The sequence below is a fragment of the Methylobacterium dankookense genome (assembly GCF_902141855.1).
GTDB lineage: Bacteria > Pseudomonadota > Alphaproteobacteria > Rhizobiales > Beijerinckiaceae > Methylobacterium > Methylobacterium dankookense.
Genome location: NZ_CABFVH010000002.1, coordinates 1 through 20,042, shown reverse-complemented (window position 1 = coordinate 20,042; position 20,042 = coordinate 1). Strand labels below are relative to the sequence as shown.

At 71.0% G+C, this 20,042-nt stretch carries 16 protein-coding genes; 3 read left to right on the top strand and 13 right to left on the bottom strand.

Translation table 11 applies throughout. From position 1 onward, the window contains the following. Positions 1-1,605 carry a bifunctional phosphoribosylaminoimidazolecarboxamide formyltransferase/IMP cyclohydrolase gene (gene purH / locus MTDSW087_RS02230; protein WP_144759587.1) on the top strand — a complete coding sequence of 535 codons (1,605 nt, stop codon included), beginning with the start codon at positions 1-3 and terminating at the stop codon, positions 1,603-1,605. Between the two features lie 137 nt (positions 1,606-1,742). Here purH and MTDSW087_RS02225 read toward each other — a convergent pair whose 3' ends face one another. The 5 genes from MTDSW087_RS02225 to MTDSW087_RS02205 all read right to left on the bottom strand — a co-directional run bounded on the left by MTDSW087_RS02225 (position 1,743) and on the right by MTDSW087_RS02205 (position 9,353). Further along, a complete protein-coding gene (locus MTDSW087_RS02225) occupies positions 1,743-3,479 on the bottom strand; it encodes an MFS transporter (protein ID WP_144759584.1) in 1,737 nt (578 codons plus the stop codon). Between the two features lie 251 nt (positions 3,480-3,730). Then, positions 3,731-5,410 carry a cation acetate symporter gene (locus MTDSW087_RS02220; protein WP_144759581.1) on the bottom strand — a complete coding sequence of 560 codons (1,680 nt, stop codon included), beginning with the start codon at positions 5,408-5,410 and terminating at the stop codon, positions 3,731-3,733. Next, positions 5,407-5,784 (bottom strand): DUF485 domain-containing protein, encoded by a 378-nt coding sequence (locus tag MTDSW087_RS02215; RefSeq protein ID WP_144759578.1) that lies wholly within the window; start codon positions 5,782-5,784, stop codon positions 5,407-5,409. Before MTDSW087_RS02215 ends, MTDSW087_RS02220 begins: the two co-directional genes overlap by 4 nt. Before the next feature lie 373 nt (positions 5,785-6,157). Then, positions 6,158-8,107, bottom strand: a complete 1,950-nt coding sequence (gene acs / locus MTDSW087_RS02210) for an acetate--CoA ligase (RefSeq protein WP_144759576.1) — start codon at positions 8,105-8,107, stop codon at positions 6,158-6,160. A gap of 217 nt (positions 8,108-8,324) precedes the next feature. After that, positions 8,325-9,353 (bottom strand): P1 family peptidase, encoded by a 1,029-nt coding sequence (locus MTDSW087_RS02205; RefSeq protein WP_144759573.1) that lies wholly within the window; start codon positions 9,351-9,353, stop codon positions 8,325-8,327. A 148-nt stretch (positions 9,354-9,501) separates the two neighbouring features. On the opposite strand from MTDSW087_RS02205, the gene MTDSW087_RS02200 reads away from it, so the two are divergent. Together MTDSW087_RS02200 and MTDSW087_RS02195 are read left to right on the top strand one after the other, a co-directional pair. Continuing rightward, positions 9,502-9,864, top strand: a complete 363-nt coding sequence (locus MTDSW087_RS02200; protein ID WP_144759570.1) for a hypothetical protein — start codon at positions 9,502-9,504, stop codon at positions 9,862-9,864. A gap of 141 nt (positions 9,865-10,005) precedes the next feature. Beyond that, on the top strand, positions 10,006-11,574 hold the full coding sequence (locus tag MTDSW087_RS02195; protein WP_144759567.1) for a helicase HerA domain-containing protein: 1,569 nt from the start codon (positions 10,006-10,008) through the stop codon (positions 11,572-11,574). Between the two features lie 27 nt (positions 11,575-11,601). Here MTDSW087_RS02195 and cysC read toward each other — a convergent pair whose 3' ends face one another. The 8 genes from cysC to miaB all read right to left on the bottom strand — a co-directional run bounded on the left by cysC (position 11,602) and on the right by miaB (position 19,774). Next, positions 11,602-12,228, bottom strand: a complete 627-nt coding sequence (gene cysC, locus MTDSW087_RS02190) for an adenylyl-sulfate kinase (protein ID WP_144759564.1) — start codon at positions 12,226-12,228, stop codon at positions 11,602-11,604. A 131-nt stretch (positions 12,229-12,359) separates the two neighbouring features. Beyond that, positions 12,360-13,538, bottom strand: coding sequence for an MFS transporter (locus MTDSW087_RS02185; RefSeq protein ID WP_144759561.1), 1,179 nt, complete (start codon positions 13,536-13,538; stop codon positions 12,360-12,362). Further along, positions 13,535-15,241 (bottom strand): apolipoprotein N-acyltransferase, encoded by a 1,707-nt coding sequence (gene lnt, locus MTDSW087_RS02180; protein WP_144759558.1) that lies wholly within the window; start codon positions 15,239-15,241, stop codon positions 13,535-13,537. The genes MTDSW087_RS02185 and lnt overlap by 4 nt, the downstream gene beginning before the upstream one ends. Positions 15,242-15,358: 117 nt before the next feature. Further along, complete coding sequence (locus MTDSW087_RS02175; protein ID WP_144759555.1) at positions 15,359-15,538, bottom strand: hypothetical protein; 180 nt, start codon at positions 15,536-15,538, stop codon at positions 15,359-15,361. 88 nt (positions 15,539-15,626) lie between these two features. Continuing rightward, on the bottom strand, positions 15,627-16,721 hold the full coding sequence (locus MTDSW087_RS02170) for a hemolysin family protein (protein WP_144759552.1): 1,095 nt from the start codon (positions 16,719-16,721) through the stop codon (positions 15,627-15,629). A 30-nt stretch (positions 16,722-16,751) separates the two neighbouring features. Then, complete coding sequence (gene ybeY / locus MTDSW087_RS02165; protein WP_144759549.1) at positions 16,752-17,255, bottom strand: rRNA maturation RNase YbeY; 504 nt, start codon at positions 17,253-17,255, stop codon at positions 16,752-16,754. Between the two features lie 2 nt (positions 17,256-17,257). Beyond that, on the bottom strand, positions 17,258-18,361 hold the full coding sequence (locus MTDSW087_RS02160) for a PhoH family protein (protein WP_144759546.1): 1,104 nt from the start codon (positions 18,359-18,361) through the stop codon (positions 17,258-17,260). 75 nt (positions 18,362-18,436) lie between these two features. Next, entirely contained in the window at positions 18,437-19,774 is a 1,338-nt protein-coding gene (gene miaB, locus MTDSW087_RS02155; protein WP_144759544.1) for a tRNA (N6-isopentenyl adenosine(37)-C2)-methylthiotransferase MiaB, read from the bottom strand. Between the last annotated feature and the right edge of the window lie 268 nt (positions 19,775-20,042).

Here is a 20,042-nt window from a genome sequence, read left to right as displayed (position 1 = left end):
ATGGCGCACGATCAGGTGCGGGTCTCCCGCGCACTCCTCTCGGTCTCGGACAAGACCGGCCTCGTCGACTTCGCCCGGGCGCTCGCCGCCCGCGGCATCGACCTCGTCTCGACCGGGGGCACCCACAAGGCGCTCAAGGAGGCGGGCCTGCCCGTGACCGAGGTCGCCGACCTGACGGGCTTCCCCGAGATGATGGACGGGCGGGTGAAGACCCTGCACCCGGCGGTCCATGGCGGCCTGCTCGCCGTGCGCGACAATCCCGAGCATCAGGCCGCGCTCGCCGCCCACGGCATCGGTGCGATCGACCTGCTCGTGGTCAACCTCTACCCCTTCGAGGCGACGATCGGCGCCGGCCGCGCCTACGACGACTGCATCGAGAACATCGATGTCGGCGGCCCGGCCATGATCCGCGCGGCGGCCAAGAACCACCGCGACGTGGCCGTCGTCACCGACGTCTCCGACTACGCGAGCGTGCTCGACGCGCTGGAGGCCGGCAACGGTCACCTGAGCACGGCTTTGCGCCGCAGCCTCGCGCAGAAGGCCTATGCCCGCACCGCCGCCTACGACGCGGCCATCGCCAACTGGCTCGCAGGGCAGCTCGCGGCGCAGGAATCCGCGCCCGCCCCGTTCCGCGCCTTTGGCGGCAGCCTCGGCCAGCCCCTGCGCTACGGCGAGAATCCGCACCAGACGGCCGCCTTCTACCGCGCGCCCGGCCTGCTCCGCCGCGGCGTCGCCACGGCGCGCCAGCTCCAGGGCAAGGAGCTGTCCTTCAACAATTTCAACGATACCGACGCGGCCTACGAATGCGTGGCCGAGTTCGACCCCGCCCGCGCCGCGGCGGTGGCGATCATCAAGCACGCCAATCCCTGCGGCGTGGCCGAGGGCGCCTCGCTGATCGAGGCCTACGAGCGGGCGCTCGCCTGCGACCCCACCTCCGCCTTCGGCGGCATCGTGGCGCTGAACCGGACCCTCGACGCCGAGGCCGCCGCCAGGATCGTCGAGATCTTCACCGAGGTGATCATCGCTCCCGACGCCACGGAGGAGGCCGTCGCGATCGTCGCCGCCAAGAAGAACCTGCGCCTGCTGCTGGCCGGCGGCCTGCCCGACCCGCGCGAGGCCGGCGAGACCGTGCGCACGCTCTCGGGCGGCCTCCTCGTGCAGGGCCGGGACGCTGCCGTCGTCGACGACATGGCGCTCAAGGTGGTGACGCAGCGGCAACCGACCGAAGCCGAGTTCGCCGACATGCGCTTCGCCTACCGGGTGGCCAAGCATGTGAAGTCGAACGCCATCGTCTACGCCAAGGACGGCGCCACGGTCGGCATCGGCGCCGGCCAGATGTCGCGGGTCGATTCCTCGCGCATCGCCGCCTGGAAGGCCGCGGAGAACGCCGAGCGCCTCGGCCTGCCCGAGACGCTGGCCAAGGGCGCGGCAGTCGCCTCCGATGCCTTCTTCCCCTTCGCCGACGGCCTGCTGGCAGCGGCGGAAGCCGGCGCCACCGCGGTGATCCAGCCGGGCGGCTCGATGCGCGACGCCGAGGTGATCGCCGCCGCGGACGCCGCCGGGCTCGCCATGGTGTTCACGGGCGTGCGCCACTTCCGGCACTGAGGGCGGCGCCCACAATCTTCAGCGGAGCGCACTCCGGCTTCCTGCACAGCGCAAAAACGAAAGGGGCGGTCCCGGCGGGGCCGCCCCTTCGCTCTTCGACATCGTGAGCCCGGCGCGCGAGCGCCGGGCGTCTTCGATCAGGCCAGGATGTCCCGGTCCTTGGTCTCGGGGATGAAGATCAGGCCCACCACGAAGGTGAAGAGCGCGATCACGATCGGGTACCAGAGGCCGTAATAGATATCGCCGGTCTGGGCCACCATCGCGAAGGAGGTCGCCGGCAGCAGGCCGCCGAACCAGCCGTTGCCGATATGGTAGGGCAGCGACATCGAGGTGTAGCGGATCCGGGTCGGGAACAGCTCCACCAGCGCCGCCGCGATCGGGCCGTAGACCATCGTCACGTAGACGACGAGGATCGTCAGGATGCCGATCACCGCGAGCTTCTGGCCCGTGAAGATATCGACCGGGTTGTTGGCCTTGACCACGGTCGGGTTCGCCGTGGCGGAGGGATAGCCCGCCTCGGTGAGCGCGGCGGGGACCGCCTTGGCGAAGGTCGGGTCGGCGACCGCGAAGTCCTTGCCGTTGACGCTCACCACGGTGGGCGAGCCCGCCGGCAGGTTCTCGGTGCGGTAGCTCACGGCGGAGCGGGCGAGCAGCGCCTTGGCGATGTCGCACTCCTTCGTGAACTTGGCCGTGCCGACCGGATTGAACTGGAACGAGCAGTCGTCCGTGTTCGTCTTCACCACCACCGGCACGCTGGCCTGGGCTGCGTGCAGAGCCGGGTTGGCGTTGGCGGTGAGCATGTTGAACAGCGGGAAGTAGGTGAGCGCCGCGATCAGGCAGCCGCCGAGGATGATCGGCTTGCGGCCGATCCGGTCCGAGAGGCTGCCGAAGATCAGGAAGCCCGCCGTGCCGAGGATCAGCGACCAGGCGATCAGGACGTTGGCCGTGAACTGATCGACCTTCAGGATGCTCTGCAGGAAGAACAGCGCGTAGAACTGGCCGGTGTACCAGACCACCGCCTGACCGGCAGTGAGGCCAAGCAGCGCCAGAAGCGCCCACTTGGCGTTCTTCCACTGGCCGAAGGCCTCGGAGAGCGGCGCCTTGGAGTGGGTGCCCTCTTCCTTCATCTTCTTGAAGGCTGGGCTCTCCTGCATCTGCAGACGGATCCAGACCGAGATGGCGAGCAGCGCCACCGAGACGAGGAACGGGATGCGCCAGCCCCAGACCTGGAAGGCCGTGAGCGTGGTGGTGGTGCCATCCGCGTTGGTGACCGTGGTCGCCGGGTAGGCGCTGTTCACGTAGCCTTGCGTCGACAGGATGATGATCAGCGAGAGCAGGAGGCCGAGCGTCGCCGTCGTCTGGATGAAGGCGGTGTAGAAGCCGCGCCGGCCCGCGGGGGCGTGCTCGGCCACGTAGACCGCGGCGCCGCCATACTCGCCGCCGAGCGCCAGGCCCTGAAGCATGCGCAGGATCAGCAGCGTCGCCGGCGCGACCCAGCCGATGCCGTAGGCGTTCAGCGTCGTGTAGGAGGGCAGCAGGCCGACCGCGAAGGTCGAGATGCCCATGATCAGGATGGTGACGAGGAAGGTGTACTTGCGGCCGACCATGTCGCCGAGCCGGCCGAAGACCAGGGCGCCGAAGGGGCGCACCAGGAAGCCCGCCGCGAAGGCGAGCAGGGCGAAGATGTTGCGCGTTGCCTCAGGATAGGCCGAGAAGAACTGCGCGCCGATGATCGCCGCGAGCGATCCGTAGAGATAGAAGTCGTACCACTCGAAGACGGTGCCCAGTGAGGAGGCCAGGATGACCTTCTTCTCACCAGCGGTCATCGGCCTGACCGCCTCGCCCGACCGCGGTACTGCGGTTGCCACAGCCATTTCTCTCGATCCTCCAAATTGTTCTTGAGGGCCCGTTCTAGGGTCCCATTTTCGCGGCGCCGCGCGGGCGCAGGCACGCACGAAATCGTTACCGCATGCCCCAATGCGGCCCAATAGGTAAAACGCCGCGATTTACAGAGATTTGGCCTCTGTCATCGGGATCGTTGCTTTGCCGCGGCGGATCCCACGCATGAGAAAGGGCGCGGGCTCGTGGGAGCTCGCGCCCTTCGGCGATCCGTACCGATGAAGCGTCAGTGCGCGTGGGCGACGGACGCGCCGATGCCGGTCTCCGAGCGCACGTACTGCGCCTCGAACGCGGCGCGCTCGCGGGCCGCCCGCCGCGTGCGGTCGAGGAGCGAGACGACCCAGATCGTCGCGAAGGCCAGCGGCATCGAGAACAGGGCCGGGTTGTCGTAGGGGAAGATCGCCGCAGAGTTGCCCAGCGTCGTCACCCACACGGCCTTGGACAGAACCACCATGACGACCGCCGCCAGGAGGCCGACGAGGCCGCCCGCGAGCGCGCCCCAGGTGGTGGTCCCGCGCCACAGGATCGACATGGCCAGCACCGGGAAGTTGCAGGACGCCGCCACGGAGAAGGCGAGACCCACCATGAAGGCGACGTTCTGGTTCTCGAAGATGTAACCGAGCGCGATCGCCACGATGCCGATCGCCACCGCGGAGAGTTTCGAGAGGCGAACCTCGGCGGCCTCGGTGGTCCGCCCGCGGGCGATAACCTGGGCGTAGAGGTCGTGGCTGACCGCCGAGGCGCCCGCGAGCGTCAGGCCAGCCACCACCGCGAGGATGGTCGCGAAGGCCACCGCCGAGATGAAGCCGAGGAAGTACGGCCCGGCCACCGCGTTGGCGAGGTTCACGGCGACCATGTTGGTGCCGCCGATCATGTCCTTCAGCTTATCGAAGGTGCCACCCGCGCCGAGCTTGAAGTAGTCCGGATCGGCCATCAGCAGGGCGATGCCGCCGAAGCCGATGATGAAGGTGAGAATGTAGAAATAGCCGATCAGGCCGGTGGCGTAGAACACGGATTTGCGCGCGGCCTGGGCATCCGAGACCGTGAAGAAGCGCATCAGGATGTGCGGCAGGCCCGCCGTGCCGAACATCAACCCGACGCCGAGCGAGATCGCCTCGATCGGGTTCGAGACGAGGCCGCCCGGCGCCATGATGGCGTCGCCCTTCGGATGGACCTCGACGGCCTTCGCGAACAGGGTCTCCGGATTGAAGCCGTAGCGGTAGAGCACGGCGCCGGCCATGAAGGTGGCGCCGCCGAGCAGCAGGCAGGCCTTGATCACCTGCACCCAGGTCGTCGCTTTCATGCCGCCGAAGGCGACGTAGACGATCATCAGGATGCCGACGAGCACCACGGCGTAGAGATAGGGCAGGCCGAACAGGAGCTGGATCAGCTTGCCGGCCCCCACCATCTGCGCGATCAGGTAGAAGGCCACCACGACGAGCGTGCCGACCGCCGAGATAATGCGGATCGAGGTCTGGTCGAGGCGGAAGCTCGCCACATCGGCGAAGGTGAACTTGCCGAGGTTGCGCAGGCGCTCGGCGATCAGGAACAGCACGATCGGCCAGCCGACGAGGAAGCCCGTCGAGTAGATCAGCCCGTCGAAGCCCGAGGTGTAGACGAGGCCCGAAATGCCGAGGAAGGAGGCCGCCGACATGTAGTCGCCGGCGATCGCCAGCGAGTTGGTGCCGGCCGAGATGCCGCCGCCCGCGGCGTAGAAGTCGGCCGCGGACTTCGAGCCCATGGCCGCCTTGTAGGTGATGCCGAGGGTGAAGAGGACGAAGAACAGGAACATGCCGATGGCCGGCCAGTTCGTGGCCTGCTGCTGAACGGCACCGAGATCGGGGCCGGCGGCGAGAGCCGGACCGGCCGCGAGAAGGGCGGCGAGGAGGAGGAACGGGCGGATCATTGGCCGAGGCTCCGCTTCAGCTCGGCGCTCAGCGCGTCGTAACGGGTATTGGCGCGAGCGACGTAGATTCCGGTGAGGATGAAGGCGAACAGGATCACGCCGACGCCGAGGACGAGGCCGAGGGAACTCGTGGTGCCGACCTTCACGGCGAGCAGCGCCTTGTCGAAGGCGATGAGGCCGATGAAGCCGAAATAGACCACCAGCATCAGCCCGGTGAGGATCCAGCCGAAGCGGGTGCGCTCGGCGACGAGCTGCCGGAACTGGGGGCTGTGGGCGATGCGTTCGATGGACGAGCCGGCTTCGGCCCGAGCGGGACGCGGAGCAGCGGGCGCAGGGTGCGTCTCGGCGGTGCCGAGCGTAGTACCTCTACTCATGGGACGTTCCTCCACGAGGACGCGCAACGACGCGGCCCTCCGGTCGATGACTTGGATCGTTCTTCTTCTTCGGCAGTTCGGCGCGGGCACCGCACCGGCACCCGTCTGCCCATTCCAGCGGGCGGGGAGCGGCCGATCCAGGTCGAGCCAGCTCCGCAGACTTCGCGAGGCTGTTCTGCCGCGGCTCACGCAAAAGCGATAATCACGTCAGCGCGAGAATTACAGAATCGTTCCAGTCTCACGCCATAGGGAGCGGCCTCCTCTATTTCGGAGAACCTTTGGAACAAACACAGATCGCCGGCTCCGGATCATCTCCGGAGCCGGGTCAACTGTATCAGGCCTTTCGGCTTCAGGGTTCCGAAGAACCGGCCGCTCAATGCGGCCGGTTCTGGCGGTGCTCGATCAGGTCGTCGACGACGGCCGGATCGGCCAGGGTCGAGGTGTCGCCGAGCGAGGAGAAATCATCCTCGGCGATCTTGCGCAGGATGCGACGCATGATCTTGCCCGAGCGGGTCTTGGGCAGGCCCGGCGCGAACTGGATCAGGTCCGGCGAGGCGATCGGGCCGATATCCTTGCGGACCCAGCCGACGAGCTCCTTGCGCAGCGCGTCGTCGCCCTCCTCGCCCTCGTTGAGGGTGACGTAGGCGTAGATGCCCTGGCCCTTGAGGTTGTGCGGATACCCCACCACGGCGGCCTCCGCGACCTTCGGATGGGCGACGAGGGAGGACTCGACCTCGGCCGTGCCCATGCGGTGGCCGGAGACGTTGATCACGTCGTCGACGCGGCCGGTGATCCAGTAATAGCCGTCCGCATCGCGGCGGGCGCCGTCACCGGTGAAGTACAGGTTCTTGTAGGTCGAGAAATAGGTCTGCTCGAAGCGCTCGTGGTCGCCGTAGACCGTGCGCATCTGGCCGGGCCAGGAATCCTTGATGCAGAGGTTGCCCTCGCAGGGGCCGTCCAGTTCCTTGCCCTCGGCATCGACCATCACCGGCTGCACGCCGAAGAAGGGGCGCGTGGCCGAGCCGGGCTTCAGCGCGGTGGCGCCGGGCAGGGGGGTGATCAGGATGCCGCCGGTCTCGGTCTGCCACCACGTATCGACGATGGCGCAGCGCGAGTCGCCGACGACGCGGTAGTACCATTCCCAGGCTTCCGGATTGATCGGCTCGCCGACCGAGCCGAGCACGCGGAGTGAGGCGCGCGAGGTCTTCTTCACGGGGCCCTCGCCGCCGCCCATGAGCGAGCGGATCGCGGTCGGCGCAGTGTAGAAGATGTTGACCTTGTGCTTGTCCACCACATCCCAGAAGCGGGAATTGGACGGATAGGTCGGGATGCCCTCGAACATCAGCGTGGTCGCGCCGTTGGCGAGCGGCCCGTAGACGATGTAGCTGTGGCCGGTGACCCAGCCGACATCCGCCGTGCACCAGTAGACCTCGCCCTCGCGGTAATCGAAGACGTATTCGTGGGTCATCGAGGCGTAGACGAGGTAGCCGCCCGTCGTGTGGACGACGCCCTTGGGCTGGCCGGTCGAGCCCGAGGTGTAGAGGATGAAGAGCGGGTGCTCGGCCTCCACCGCCTCGGCGGGGCACTCGTCGGTCACCTGATCGGCGGCCTCGTCGTAATAGACGTCGCGGCCGGGCTCCATCGCGACCTGGCCGCCGGTGCGGCGCACCACGACGACGTGGTCGACCGCGTCCTTGCCGAGCCGGCCGATGGCGGCATCGACATTCGCCTTGAGCGGCACCTTGCGCCCGCCGCGCAGGCCCTCGTCGGCCGTGATCACCAGCTTGGCGCCGCAGCCCTCGATGCGCTGGGCGAGGGAGTCGGGCGAGAAGCCGCCGAAGACGATGGCGTGGATGGCGCCGAGCCGGGCGCAGGCCAGCATGGCGTAGGCGGCCTCGGGGATCATCGGCAGGTAGAGGATGACCCGGTCGCCCTTGCCCACGCCGCGGTTGCGCAGGACGTTCGCCATGCGACAGACCTGAGCATGCAGCTCCTTGTAGCTGATATGCTTGGACTCGTTCGGGTCGTCGCCTTCCCAGATGATCGCGGTCTGGTCGCCGCGGCGCTCGAGATGACGGTCGATGCAGTTGTAGGCGACGTTGGTCTTGCCGTCCTCGTACCACTTGATCGAGACGTTGCCCGGGGCGAAGCTGGTATTCTTGACCTTGGAGAACGGCGTCATCCAGTCGATGCGCTTGCCGTGCTCGGCCCAGAAAGCATCCGGATTCGAGACGGACGCCTTGTACATCTCCTGGTACTTGGCGTCGTCAACGTGAGCGCCCTGGCGCCACGCGTCCTGCACTGCGACGACCTTCTCGTCCATAACGCTTCATCCCTGACTGCGCCCGATCGTCGGCACGGTCCATCCGCGCATGCGACGGGCTTTTCCCAGTGTCATGCCTCGCCGGCGCACCCGCCGCAAGCGCCCGCCGGGGCGCCATTTAGATTGAGCACAATACAAACCGGGTTAAGTGTCGCAGTTCATGCGTCTAAGTCGAACCAGCATTGGACCAAGGTCGAAGGGTGATTCACGGCAGAGATCAATCGCCGGCTGTTCCGAACCGCTCGCGCCAGGCCGGCGGCAGGCCCGCGATTGAATCGGGGGCCGCCGGCCTTGTTCCCGGCAGGCTCGACGCGGCGTGGACGCCGACTGCGACGGCGCGGGCGAGCACATGCGCCGCGGCATCGCCGAGGCGGGCGAGGTCGACGACGGGGTCGCCGAGCGGAACCGCGCCGGTCGCGACGGCGAAGACCACGTCGCCGTCGAGCGGGGTGTGCACCGGCTGGATCGAGCGGGCGAGGCCGACCTGGGCGGTGGCGGCGAGACGCTTCGCCTGAGCCTTGGTGAGACGGGCATCGGTCGCCACCACGGCGAGCGTGGTCGCGGCCCCCGGGAGCCCGCGGGCCGGAAAGGCGAGGGCGTCCGCCGGCATGCGGGCCGGCCAGCCGAAGCCGCCGAACTCGGTTCCCTGCTCGAACGGCGCCGCCCAGAAATGCGGCCCGTCGCCGACCGTGACGCGGCCGAAGGCGTTCACCGCGGCGAGCGCACCGACCGTGAGGCCGGTCCCGGCGACGGCCGACGAAGCCGAGCCCACGCCGCCCTTGAGGTTGCCGGTCCGCGCGCCCGTGCCGGCGCCGACAGAGCCGAGCGCGAAGTCGCGGGCGGCTTCCTGTGCCGCGGCGTAGCCGAGGTCGCGGTACTGGGGAAAGCGGCCCCAATCCTTGTCGCCGCCGTTGAGCAGGTCGAACAGGATCGCGCCGGGCACGATCGGCACCCGCATGCCGCCGACGGGAAAGCCCCGCCCGTTCTCCGCGAGCCAGGCGACGACGCCCGCGGCCGCGTCGAGCCCGTAGGCGGAGCCGCCCGAGAGGACGAGCGCGTCGATCCCTTCCACCGTGCGCTCGGGATCGAGCAGGTCGGTCTCCCGGGTGCCCGGCCCACCGCCGCGCACATCGACCGCGGCGGTGACGGGCCGGTCGAAGATCAGGGCCGTCACGCCGCTCGCGACGTGCAGGTCCGTGGCGTGGCCGACGCGGATCCCCGGGATGTCGGTGATGCGACTCGTCATGGCGCGAGCATGCCACGGAAGCTGTGGGAAGCGAACGCTCGATCAACTCCGCCGGACGCCTGGTCGTTGTCGGTGGTGGAGCGGCCTGCGACCCTCCCGGTGCCGGAACGAGATCCGCCCGAACCGGCCGGGCAGGGGGTTCGCGACGATGAAGATGTTCCTTCGGCTGGCCCTGGTCGGCCTCGGCCTCGGCTTCAGCCTGCCGACGCTGGCGGGCGGGGCCGGCACCTATGCCGTCAAGGGCAATAACGGCGAGGCCGGCACCGACTATGCGGGCACCGTGGTGATCACCCAGACCAGCAAGGACACCTTCAAGCTCGCCTGGAACATCAACGGCGACAAGTATACCGGCCACGGCATCGGCGACGCCCGCATCATGGCCGTGAGCTTCACCAGCGACGGCACCGCCGGCACCGCGCTGCTCGTGGACGACGATGCGGGCGGCTACAAGAGCATCTGGGGCTTCGTCGGCGAGACCAAGATCGGCTGGGAGCTGATGAAGCCGAAATAGGCCCGCTCCCGAGCCGGATGCCGGTTCGCCGAGGAGCGCTCCGCCCCCCCGAACCCTGTGGACGGGTGGCGCCGCGGCGGCACCCGTGCCCGGCCGCCCGTGTTAGCCAGGGCGTTCCTTGAGGCGGCAACCGGACCAGCGATGGCGCTCGGCAGCGACGGCACGATCGAGATGGGCGTGGGCCTCGACGGCCCCGGGCAGGGCAGGCCGGTCGGGCTCGACCTGGAGGAGTTGCTCGCCACCCGTCTGCTCGTCCAGGGCAATTCCGGCTCCGGCAAGTCGCACTTGCTGCGCCGTCTCCTGGAGCAGAGCGGCGCCCTGGTGCAGCAGGTGGTGATCGACCCCGAGGGCGACTTCGTCACCTTGAGCGAGGCGCACGGCCATCTCGTGGTCGACGGCGCCCATGGTGATACGGATCTCCAGGCCATCGCCGCCCGGGTGAGGGCGCACCGCGTCTCGGTGGTGCTCAACCTCGAGAGCCTCGACATGGAGGCGCAGATGCGCGCCGCCGCCGCCTTCCTCGGCGGCCTGTTCGAGGCCGAGCGGGCGCACTGGTATCCCTGCCTCGTCGTGGTGGACGAGGCGCAGGTCTTCGCACCCGCCGCGGCCGGGGACGTCTCCGACGAGGCGCGCAAGATCTCGCTCGGCGCCATGACGAACCTGATGTGTCGCGGGCGCAAGCGGGGCCTCGCCGGCGTGATCGCGACGCAGCGGCTCGCCAAGCTCGCCAAGAACGTGGCGGCCGAGGCCACCAACTTCCTGATGGGCCGCACCTTCCTCGACATCGACATGGCGCGCGCCGCCGACCTGCTCGGCCTCGACCGGCGCGGCGCCGAGCGCTTCCGCGATCTCGGCCGCGGCGAGTTCGTGGCGCTCGGGCCGGCGCTGAGCCGCCGGCCGCTCGCGCTGCGGATCGGCACCGTGACCACCGGCTCGCGCGCGGTGACGCCGGGCCTGATCCCGCTGCCGCAGGCCGCCGACGACGACCTTCGGGCCCGAATTCTGGCCCCTGCCGCCGAGGACGGCTTCGTGCTGCCGCCGCGCAGTCGCCCCGCCTCGACCCCGCGCGTGACGCCGGCCGATCTGCTGCGCGAGCTCGCCGCCCACCGCCCGGAGCCGGCCTCTGCGGCGCCCGCCCTCGATCCGGCCGAGAACCGGGCCGGCTGCGAGACGGTGCTGCAGGGTCTCGTGGCGGATGCCGATGCCGGGCGCCAGCCGGTGGCGGTGATCTACCAGGACTTCCTCGTGCGCTGCCGGATGCGCGGCCTCGACGGCGAGAGCTTCGGCCTGCCGGCCTTCCGCCGGGCGCTGAGCGTCGCCCGGGCCGGGATCGAGACGGCGCCCGAAGCCGGGGCGGGGGGCGAGAGCTGGTCGGAGGCTCAGCAGATCGCAGCCACCATGCCCGAAGAGGTGCAGGGCGTGTTCCTGCTCCTCGCCCGTGCGGCGCTCGCCGGCGAGGCCTGCCCGGGCGACGCGGCCCTCGCCAAGGCCATCGGTAGCCGGTCGCCGGGCCGCGCCCGCCGGCTCCTCGGCTACATGGAGAGCCGGGGCGCCGTGGTCTGCCGCACGGATTTCCGCGGCAACCGGGTCATCGCCCTGCCGGGCCTCTCCTGCGAGACGGCGCCGGGCGATCCGAAGGCCGAGGCCCCGGCCGCGCCGGACGCGGCGGCAGAGGGGGAAACGGGCTGGCAGCTCTTCGCCGCGGAGTGATCCCGCCGGGTTGGGATTCCGAAGGGGTCAGTCCTGCGCGCTGAGGCGCAGGAGCTCCGCGGTCAGGCCGCCGGCCGAATCCTCCACCGTCAGCCCCTGCGTGCGGATCACGAGGTCGGGCGCATCGGGCGCCTCGTAGGGGGCGGAGATGCCGGTGAAGTCCGGGATCTTGCCCGCCCGCGCCCGGTCGTAGAGCCCCTTCGGGTCGCGCGCCTCGCAGACCGCGAGCGGCGTGTCGATGAAGACCTCGCGGAACGGCACGTCGCCCGCGATGCGCCGGGCCATGGCGCGCTCCTCGCGGAAGGGCGAGATCAGCGAGACGATCACCACGAGGCCGGCCTCGGCCATCAGCCGGGCGGTCTCGGCGGCGCGGCGGATGTTCTCGGTGCGATCGGCGGCGCTGAAGCCGAGGTCGCGGTTGAGCCCGTGGCGCAGGTTGTCGCCGTCGAGCACCATGGTGTGGCGGCCGGCCCGCATCAGCGCGCGGTCAACAGCGTTGGCGATGCTCGACTTGCCGGCGCCCGACAGGCCGGTGAACCAGGCGATGGCCGGCCGCTGGCCGAGCGCGCGCCAGCGCTCCTCGCGCGGCTGCAGCGTCTGCCACGTCAGGTTGCGGGAGCGGGGCGCCCCCTCGGCGGCTGAGGACTGGGACAACGGGACGACCCCTCCGCGGGCTTCGGGCGACGGCCCCTTCTAGAGCGGGGCCCGACGATGCCGCAAATATTGCGATCGAGCGCCGCCACGGACCCATTCTACCGTGCTTGCTTGCGCCGGACTGATCTCCGTCACAGGTGACGGTCGCGCCCGGCACCGAGGCTGAACCCGGCCGCCCCGAGGCTCAGCGCGCAGAACAGGGCCGAGGGCAGCACCCAGCCGCCGCCGATCTCGTGCGCGAGGCCGAACCCGAGGGGGCCGAGGGAGGCGATGGTGTAGCCGACGCCCTGGGCCATCGCCGAAAGGGCCGCGGCGCCGGCCGCGTCGCGAACCCGCAGCACGATGATGGTGAGGCCGAGCCCGAAGCAGCCGCCGAGGCCGAAACCGTGCCCCAGCGTCGCCGGCACGACGAGCCAGAGCGGCCCGAAGACGACGAGGAGATAGGTCGCGAGCGTCAGCCCGACAATGGCGAGGGCCGCCCCGCGCTGGTCCTTGAGGCGCGCGGCGAAGGTCGGGACGAGCAGGGCGGCGGGGGCTTGCCCGACGCTCATCAGGGCGGCGACGAAGCCGGCATCGACGGTGCTGAGCCCGCGGTCGTGCAGGACGAGGGGAACCCAGCCGAACATGATGTAGGCGAGCGAGGACTGCAGCCCCATGAATCCGGTGACCTGCCAGGCGAGCGGCGAGCGCCAGACCGCCGGGCGCAGGCCCCCAGAACTCGCCGTGGCCGGAGCCAGGCTCGGCCGCGCGAAGGGCGCCCAGGCGAGGGTGGCGAGCGCGGCGGGCAGCGCCCAGGCGGCGAGCGCCAGCGCCCAGCTCCCGCCGAACAGGTCCTGCAGCGGCACGGTGAGGCCGGCCCCCGCCGCCGCTCCGAGGCAGAGCGTCATGGTGTAGAGGCCGGTCATCAGGCCGGCCTGGCCCGGAAACTCGCGCTTCACGAGGCCCGGGATCAGCACGCCCGCGAGCCCGATCCCGAGCGCGGCGACGCAGGCTCCGCCGAAAAGTGGCACCAGCCCTCCGATGGCGCGGAGCGACAGGCCGGCGGCGACCACGGCGCTCGCGAGCAGGATGCCGCGGTCGGGCCCGATCCACCGGCTGACGCGCGGCCCGAGCACGCTGGCGATGCCGAGGAACAGGACCGGCAGCATGGTCAGCACCGCCGCGCCGGTGGTGCCGAGGCCGGTGCCCTCGCGGATCGCGGCGAGGAGCGGCCCCACCGTGGTGAGCGCCGGGCGCAGGTTGAAGGCGACCAGCATCAGGCCGGCGCCGAGCAGGAGCGGGCTCGGCATGCGCGCGCTTGCGGCTGTCATCCTCGGATCCTGATCGATGACTGCCTGGTGGACCGGATCCGCGCGCGCAGCGCCCCGCCGAGGCAGGCGGCGAGCATCAGCGCGAAGGGCCAGTCGCCGAGCTTGGCGTAGGGCGTGCCGCCGACGATGCGGCTCGGCAGGTCGGCGTCGAGGATGCGCTCCTTGTCGAGGGGGAGACTCGCGGTGACGCGGCCATGGGCGTCGATCACCGCCGAGATCCCGGTATTGGCGTCGCGCACCAGCGGCAGCCCCTCCTCGACGGCACGCAGCCGCGCCTGGGCGAGGTGCTGGCGCGGGCCCGGCGTGTCGCCGAACCACGCGTCGTTGGTCAGGTTCAGGATCAGGCCGGGCGGCTCGCTCGCGACGTCCGCCGCGCCCGCGGGCAGGATCGCGCCGGGGAAGATCGCCTCGTAGCAGATGGTCGCGGCGACCGGCGGCAGGCCGGCCACGGTGAGGATGCGTTGCGCCGCCCGGTTGCCGGGGGTGAAGCCGCCGGGAATCGCCACGAACTGGCGCAGGCCCACCGCGCGCAGGGCCCAGTCGAGGGGCGCCGGCAGGTACTCGCCGAAGGGGACGAGGTGGACCTTGTCGTAGGTGTCCGCGATCCGGCCGCCCGGCTCGATCGCCATGATCGCGTTGTAGTAGCGCAGGCGCTCGCCCGGCAGCGGCTCCTCGGCCCGGGCGGCTCCGGTGAGCAGGAGCTGGCCCGGCTTGAGCCCGGCCCCGACCTTGGCGAGGGAGGCCGGATCGCGCTGGATCAGGAACGGGAAGGCTGATTCCGGCCAGATGATATGGGTCGGGCGGGGCTCGCCGGGCTCGGGGTCGCGCCGGGTCAGCTCGACGTAGCGGTCGACGATGTCGTCGCGGTTCTCGGGCCGGAACTTGGCGTCCTGGGGCAGGTTCGGCTGGACGAGGCGCAGGCGGACGCCGGCCACCACGGGATCCGGCGCCGGGCCGGCGCGGGAGGAGCCGTAGAAGGCTAGGGCCGCGAGCACGATCAGTGCGGCCGCGCTCGGCCCGAAACGGCTGCGCGGGTTCGAGCCGGTGAGGAGCGTGGCCGGCGCCGCGCAGACCAGCACCGCGAGCAGAGTCAGCCCATAGAGGCCGACGACCGAAGCCGCCTGCATCAGCCAGAGGTTCTGGCCGAGCGCCATGCCGAGGGTGTTCCAGGGAAAGCCGGTGAACAGGTGCCCGCGCAGCCACTCGGCCCCGGCGATGCCGAAGGCGAAGGCCGCGATGCGTCCCGGACCCCGCAGCCAGAGCAGGCCGGCGGCGGCGAAGCCGGCCCCGTAGAACAGCCCGAGGGCGAAGGGCAGGCCGACGACGCCGAGCGGCAGCGCCCAGGCGAATTCCTCGGCCTCGACCAGGAAGGCCGAGCCCAGCCACCACAGGCCGGCCGTGAGATAGCCGAAGCCCCAGGCCCAGCCGACGAGGAGGCAGGGCAGGAGGCGGCGCAGGGTCGGACGGTCCGCGACCGTGCCGTCCATGAGCCAGACCGCCAGCGAGAGCGAGACCGCGAGCGCCGGAAGCCAGCCGAAGGGCGGCATGGCGAGCGCTCCGAGGGCGCCCGCGAGCCAGGCCAGCCCGAGCCGGCGCCAGCCGGAGAGGCGCAGGATGGGGGCGGCGCCGCCGGCCGCGCCGCGCGGGGGCTCGCCCGGATGGGCGGCGCTGCGGGCGTGAGGGAGAGGAAGGCTGAGTTGCATCGGTCCGGGACCCCGTAGCGGGATCCCATGACCGGGGGAAGGCGTCGAAACCGTGACGCCCGGGACGTTCGGCCCGCGATGACGCGGCCTATCCCCGGGCGTTCCGGGAAACCAGACCTACTGGCCGGCCGGCTTGTTGGCGGGCGCCGGGTTGGGATTGGCCGGGGGCGGCGCCGGGGCCGTCGGCGCGGTGGTGCTCGGCGCAGGTGGCGGCGGGGGAGCCTCGGCCTTCTTCTCGTCCTTGCAGGCCGTCAGTGCGAGCAGGCCGAGAAGCGGCACGAGGGTGCGCATGCGCATGAGTGTTGCTCCGGGTTGCCTATTGTGCAGGCAAGAACGCCGGAGCGGCCCGAAGGGTTCATGCGCCAATTCATGCGCCAAGCCGATCTCACGCCGCGGGCGGCGTCGCCGGCGGGGGCAGGGCGAGCGGCACCACCGCCTCGATCCGGGCGGGGCCGCGCTGGACGCGCAGGCGCTTGAGGCGGCGGGGATCGGCGTCGAGCACCTCGAAGGCGAGCTCGCCCGGGCCTTCGATCATCTCGCCGCGGGCGGGCACGCGGCCGGCCAGCGTCACCACCATGCCGCCCAGCGTGTCGATCTCCTCGGCCATCTCGCCGACAGCCGCCACGAGGTCGACGCCGGTCGCCTCCGAGACCTCGGCGAGCGGCGCGCGGGCATCGGCGACGAAGACCTCCGGCTCGCCGTCGACCCGCTGGACGAGCTGGCCCTCGGCCACGTCGTGCTCGTCCTCGATGTCGCCGACCACCATCTCGATCAGGTCCTCGATCGAGATCAGGCCGTCGGTGCCGCCGTACTCGTCGATGACGAGGGCCATGTGGGTGCGCGTCGCCTGCATCCGCACCAGCAGGTCGATGGCCGGCATGGAGGGCGGCACGAACAGGACCGGGCGCAGGATCTTGGTGGAGGCGAGCGAGGCCGAGAGGTCCACGTTGCCGAGGTTGAACGCGCGCAGCGCCCGGGCGGGGCTGCGCCGGATGCGCGGCACCGGCCGCTCGGGATCGGCGCCGTTCGCGGGCGCGGGCCGGCGCTGCGCCGGCTCGGCCCGGGAGGCGATGTGGTCCACGAAGTCGCGGATGTGGACCATGCCCCGGGGGTTGTCGAGCGTGTCGTCGTAGACCGGCAGGCGCGAATGGCCGGCGGTGCGGAACACCCGGAGCAGGTCGTCGAGGCTCGTCTCGCTCGACACCGCGACGATGTCGGCACGCGGGATCATCACGTCGTCCACGCGGACCTTGTGCAGGCCGAGCACGTTCTTGAGCATCGCCCGCTCGTAGGCCGAGAAGCCGTTCTCGCCGGTATCGGGCTCGGCCAGCGCCTCCTCGATCTCGCCGCGCAGCGATTCGCGCGGCTTGAGGTGCAGGGCCTGCAGGAGGCGGTCGTACCAGGGCTCGCGCGGCTGGCTCGTCTCGCCTTCGGGAAAGGGCGCGGCCTGGGCCGCGCCGCGACTTCGGTCGTTGGTCATGTCGTCCGGTTTCGGGGTGGGAAAAGCCGCTCAGCCCTGCGCGGGCCCTGGCTCGTCGGCGTAGGGGTTCGGGATGCCGAGCCCGGCCAGCGCCGCGATCTCCAGCGCTTCCATGGCGTCGGCCTCGGCCTCGCCGGTCTCGTGGTCCTGGCCAAGCAGGTGCAGGGTGCCATGAACGAGGAGGTGGGCGAGGTGGTGGTCGAGGGGCTTCGACTGCTCCTCACTCTCGCGCACCAACGTGTCATACGCAAGAACGAGGTCGCCGAGGGGCTTCGCGACCCCCGCATGGCTCGGCTGCGGGGCGGCCGGGAAGGAGAGCACGTTGGTGGGCTTGTCCTTCGCGCGCCAGGTGCGGTTGAGGTCGCGCACCGTCTCGTCGTCGGCGAGCAGCACGCTGATCTCGACGGCGCCCTCGGGCGGCTCGGGCGCGGCGGCGAGCCCGGCCTCGACGGCGCGAATCACCAGGGCCTCCAGATCCGCGACCGAATCCTCCCAGCGCGGGTCCTCGACGGCGATGTCGATCTCGAGCGTCATGATCAGGCGAGCGGTCGGCGCCGCGGATTCGGGTTGCGGTCCGCCTCCGATTCGCCGTGGGCGGCGCGCTCGTAGGCCGTGACGATGCGGCGGACGAGGTCGTGGCGGACCACGTCCACGTCCTTGAAGGTGACGCGGCCGATGCCCTCGACCCCGTCGAGCACCTGCACCGCCTCCACGAGGCCGGATTTCTGCCCCGGCGGCAGGTCGATCTGGCTCGGATCGCCGGTGATGATCATGCGCGAGCCCTCGCCGAGGCGGGTGAGGAACATCTTCATCTGCATGGAGGTGGTGTTCTGCGCCTCGTCCAGCAGCACCACGGCGTTGGTGAGGGTGCGCCCGCGCATGAAGGCCAGCGGCGCGATCTCGATGATGCCGGTCTGCAGCCCGCGGTCGACGTGGCGCGCCTCCATGAAGTCGTAGAGGGCGTCGTAGATCGGCCGCAGATAGGGATCGACCTTCTCGCGCATGTCGCCCGGCAGGAAGCCGAGGCGCTCGCCGGCCTCGACGGCGGGGCGCGACAGGATCAGCCGCTCGGCATGGCCCTGCTCCAGCAGCGAGACCGCGTGGCCGACGGCGAGCCAGGTCTTGCCGGTGCCGGCGGGCCCCTCCGCGAAGACCAGCTCGTTGGTGCGCAGGAGCTTGATGTAGGCGTCCTGCGCGGCGTTGCGGGCGCGGACCGCGCCGCGGCGGCGGGTGGCGATCTGCTCGAAGCGCTGGCCGCCATTGCTCTCGGCCGGGATCTCGGCCTGCGGGAACAGGTTGCCCTGGAGCGTCGCCTCCTGGATCGCCCCGTCCACCTCGCCGAGGGTCAGCGGGCCGCCCTCGCGGGCGCGGTCGTAGAGCTTCTCGAAGACGCGGCGCGCCAGCTCGGCACCATCCGGCGGGCCCTTGACCACGAGATGGTTGCCGAGCGCCGTCGCGGTCACGCCGAGCTTGCGCTCGATATGGGCGACGTTCTGGTCGTACTGGCCGAAGACGAGGCTCGCGAGGCGGTTGTCGTCGAAGGTCAGCGAGATCTCGGCGGTCTCGTAGGGGCCGCTGCGGGGATTGCCGCCCCGCGGGCGCGGCGTGCCGCGACCGGCCGATCCGTCAGCTGGCGTCACGAACGATGTCCTCTGGTGATGGGACGCGGACCGCTCCTCCCCCGCAGAGCGGGGAGGGGGTGATGCTGCATCGATTCACGCGGCCTCGGCCCGGGTCGCCAGCTCGCCGTAGAGGCTGTTCGCCCCCGCCTCGCGGATGCGCACGGACACCACGCTGCCGATGGTCGATGTGGGGGCCTCGAAATGCACCGCCAGCATGTGCGGCGTCTTGCCCGCGACCTGGCCGGGATGGCGCCCGGCCTTCTCGACCAGAACCTCGACCACCTGCCCCTCGGCGGCGCGCTGGTAGGCATGGCGCTGGGCATCGAGCAGGGCCTGGAGCGCGGCGAGGCGCTCGGACTTCACCGGCTCCGGCACCGCGTCGGCCCGCTCGGCCGCGGGCGTGCCGGGACGGGAGCTGTACTTGAAGGAGAAGGCGCTCTCGAAGCCGACCTCCTCCACGAGCCGCATCGTCTCGGCGAAGTCCGCATCGGTCTCGCCGGGGAAGCCGACGATGAAGTCGGAGGAGAGGGCGATGTCCGGCCGGCTCGCCCGCACCCGCTCGATCAGGCGGCGGTACTGGTCGCCCGTGTGCTTGCGGTTCATCGCCTTGAGGATCCGGTCCGAGCCGGACTGCACCGGCAGGTGCAGATAGGGCATCAGGGCCGGGATCTCGGCATGGGCCCGGATCAGGTCGTCGGCCATGTCGTTGGGATGGCTCGTGGTGTAGCGGATCCGGGCGACGCCCGGGATCGCGGCTACGGCGCGCATCAGGTCGGGCAGGCTCGCCGCCGCGCCGTCCGCGCCCGCCCCGTGATAGGCGTTCACGTTCTGGCCGATCAGGGTGATCTCGCGCACCCCCTCGGCCACGAGCCTCTCCGCCTCGGCCAGCACGGCGGCGACGGAGCGCGAGACCTCGGCGCCGCGGGTATAGGGCACCACGCAGAAGGCGCAGAACTTGTCGCAGCCCTCCTGCACGGTGAGGAAGGCGGTCACCCCGCGGTTGCGGCGCGCGGGCAGGTGGTCGAACTTGTCCTCGGCCGGGAACTCGGTGTCGACGACGCGGCGCTCGCGCGAGCGGGCCAGCAGCTCCGGCAGGCGGTGGTAGCTCTGGGGGCCGACCACCACGTCGACCGCGGGCTGGCGCGCGACGATCTCCGCCCCTTCCGCCTGCGCCACGCAGCCGGCCACCACGATGCGGGTGTCGAGGCCGGCCCGCTTGCGCTCGCCCTTCAGCTCGCGCAGGCGCCCGAGCTCGGAATAGACCTTCTCGGCCGCCTTCTCGCGGATGTGGCAGGTGTTGAGGACGACGACGTCGGCCTCCTCCACGGACTCGGTCGGGGCGAAGCCCTCGGCGCCGAGGACGTCCGCCATGCGGGCGGCGTCGTAGGCGTTCATCTGGCAGCCGTAGGATTTGACGAAGGCTTTCTTCAACGCGTCCCGTCCCGCTTGTCCGTCCACCGGCCGCTCAATTCCTCATCCAGGGCCGGGCGGCGGCCTCTACCACAGATTTCGCCCCGCGTCGCGGCGGGGTCCCGCGGCCCGATCGGGCGCGAACCGCATCGTCCGCTCGACCGCTGCGGGGAGGAAGGGCACATGCGCTTTCGGCCCCGCGCGGATTGTCCGCCGGGGGCATGGCTGGCGCGGTCGGGGTGACGCGGGACGCCGCGGAGCCCTGAACGCAACGTTGCAAAGCCGGCTC

Bases quoted from the DNA above. Each gene is read 5' to 3' on its own strand.
- MTDSW087_RS02200 (WP_144759570.1), top strand. From the start codon at position 9,502: ATGAAGATGTTCCTTCGGCTGGCCCTGGTCGGCCTCGGCCTCGGCTTC.
- MTDSW087_RS02215 (WP_144759578.1), bottom strand. From the start codon at position 5,784: ATGAGTAGAGGTACTACGCTCGGCACCGCCGAGACGCACCCTGCGCCC.
- acs (WP_144759576.1), bottom strand. From the start codon at position 8,107: ATGGACGAGAAGGTCGTCGCAGTGCAGGACGCGTGGCGCCAGGGCGCT.
- MTDSW087_RS02195 (WP_144759567.1), top strand. From the start codon at position 10,006: ATGGCGCTCGGCAGCGACGGCACGATCGAGATGGGCGTGGGCCTCGAC.
- MTDSW087_RS02225 (WP_144759584.1), bottom strand. From the start codon at position 3,479: ATGGCTGTGGCAACCGCAGTACCGCGGTCGGGCGAGGCGGTCAGGCCG.
- MTDSW087_RS02205 (WP_144759573.1), bottom strand. From the start codon at position 9,353: ATGACGAGTCGCATCACCGACATCCCGGGGATCCGCGTCGGCCACGCC.
- MTDSW087_RS02175 (WP_144759555.1), bottom strand. From the start codon at position 15,538: ATGCGCATGCGCACCCTCGTGCCGCTTCTCGGCCTGCTCGCACTGACG.
- MTDSW087_RS02170 (WP_144759552.1), bottom strand. From the start codon at position 16,721: ATGACCAACGACCGAAGTCGCGGCGCGGCCCAGGCCGCGCCCTTTCCC.
- lnt (WP_144759558.1), bottom strand. From the start codon at position 15,241: ATGCAACTCAGCCTTCCTCTCCCTCACGCCCGCAGCGCCGCCCATCCG.
- MTDSW087_RS02185 (WP_144759561.1), bottom strand. From the start codon at position 13,538: ATGACAGCCGCAAGCGCGCGCATGCCGAGCCCGCTCCTGCTCGGCGCC.
- MTDSW087_RS02220 (WP_144759581.1), bottom strand. From the start codon at position 5,410: ATGATCCGCCCGTTCCTCCTCCTCGCCGCCCTTCTCGCGGCCGGTCCG.
- purH (WP_144759587.1), top strand. From the start codon at position 1: ATGGCGCACGATCAGGTGCGGGTCTCCCGCGCACTCCTCTCGGTCTCG.
- ybeY (WP_144759549.1), bottom strand. From the start codon at position 17,255: ATGACGCTCGAGATCGACATCGCCGTCGAGGACCCGCGCTGGGAGGAT.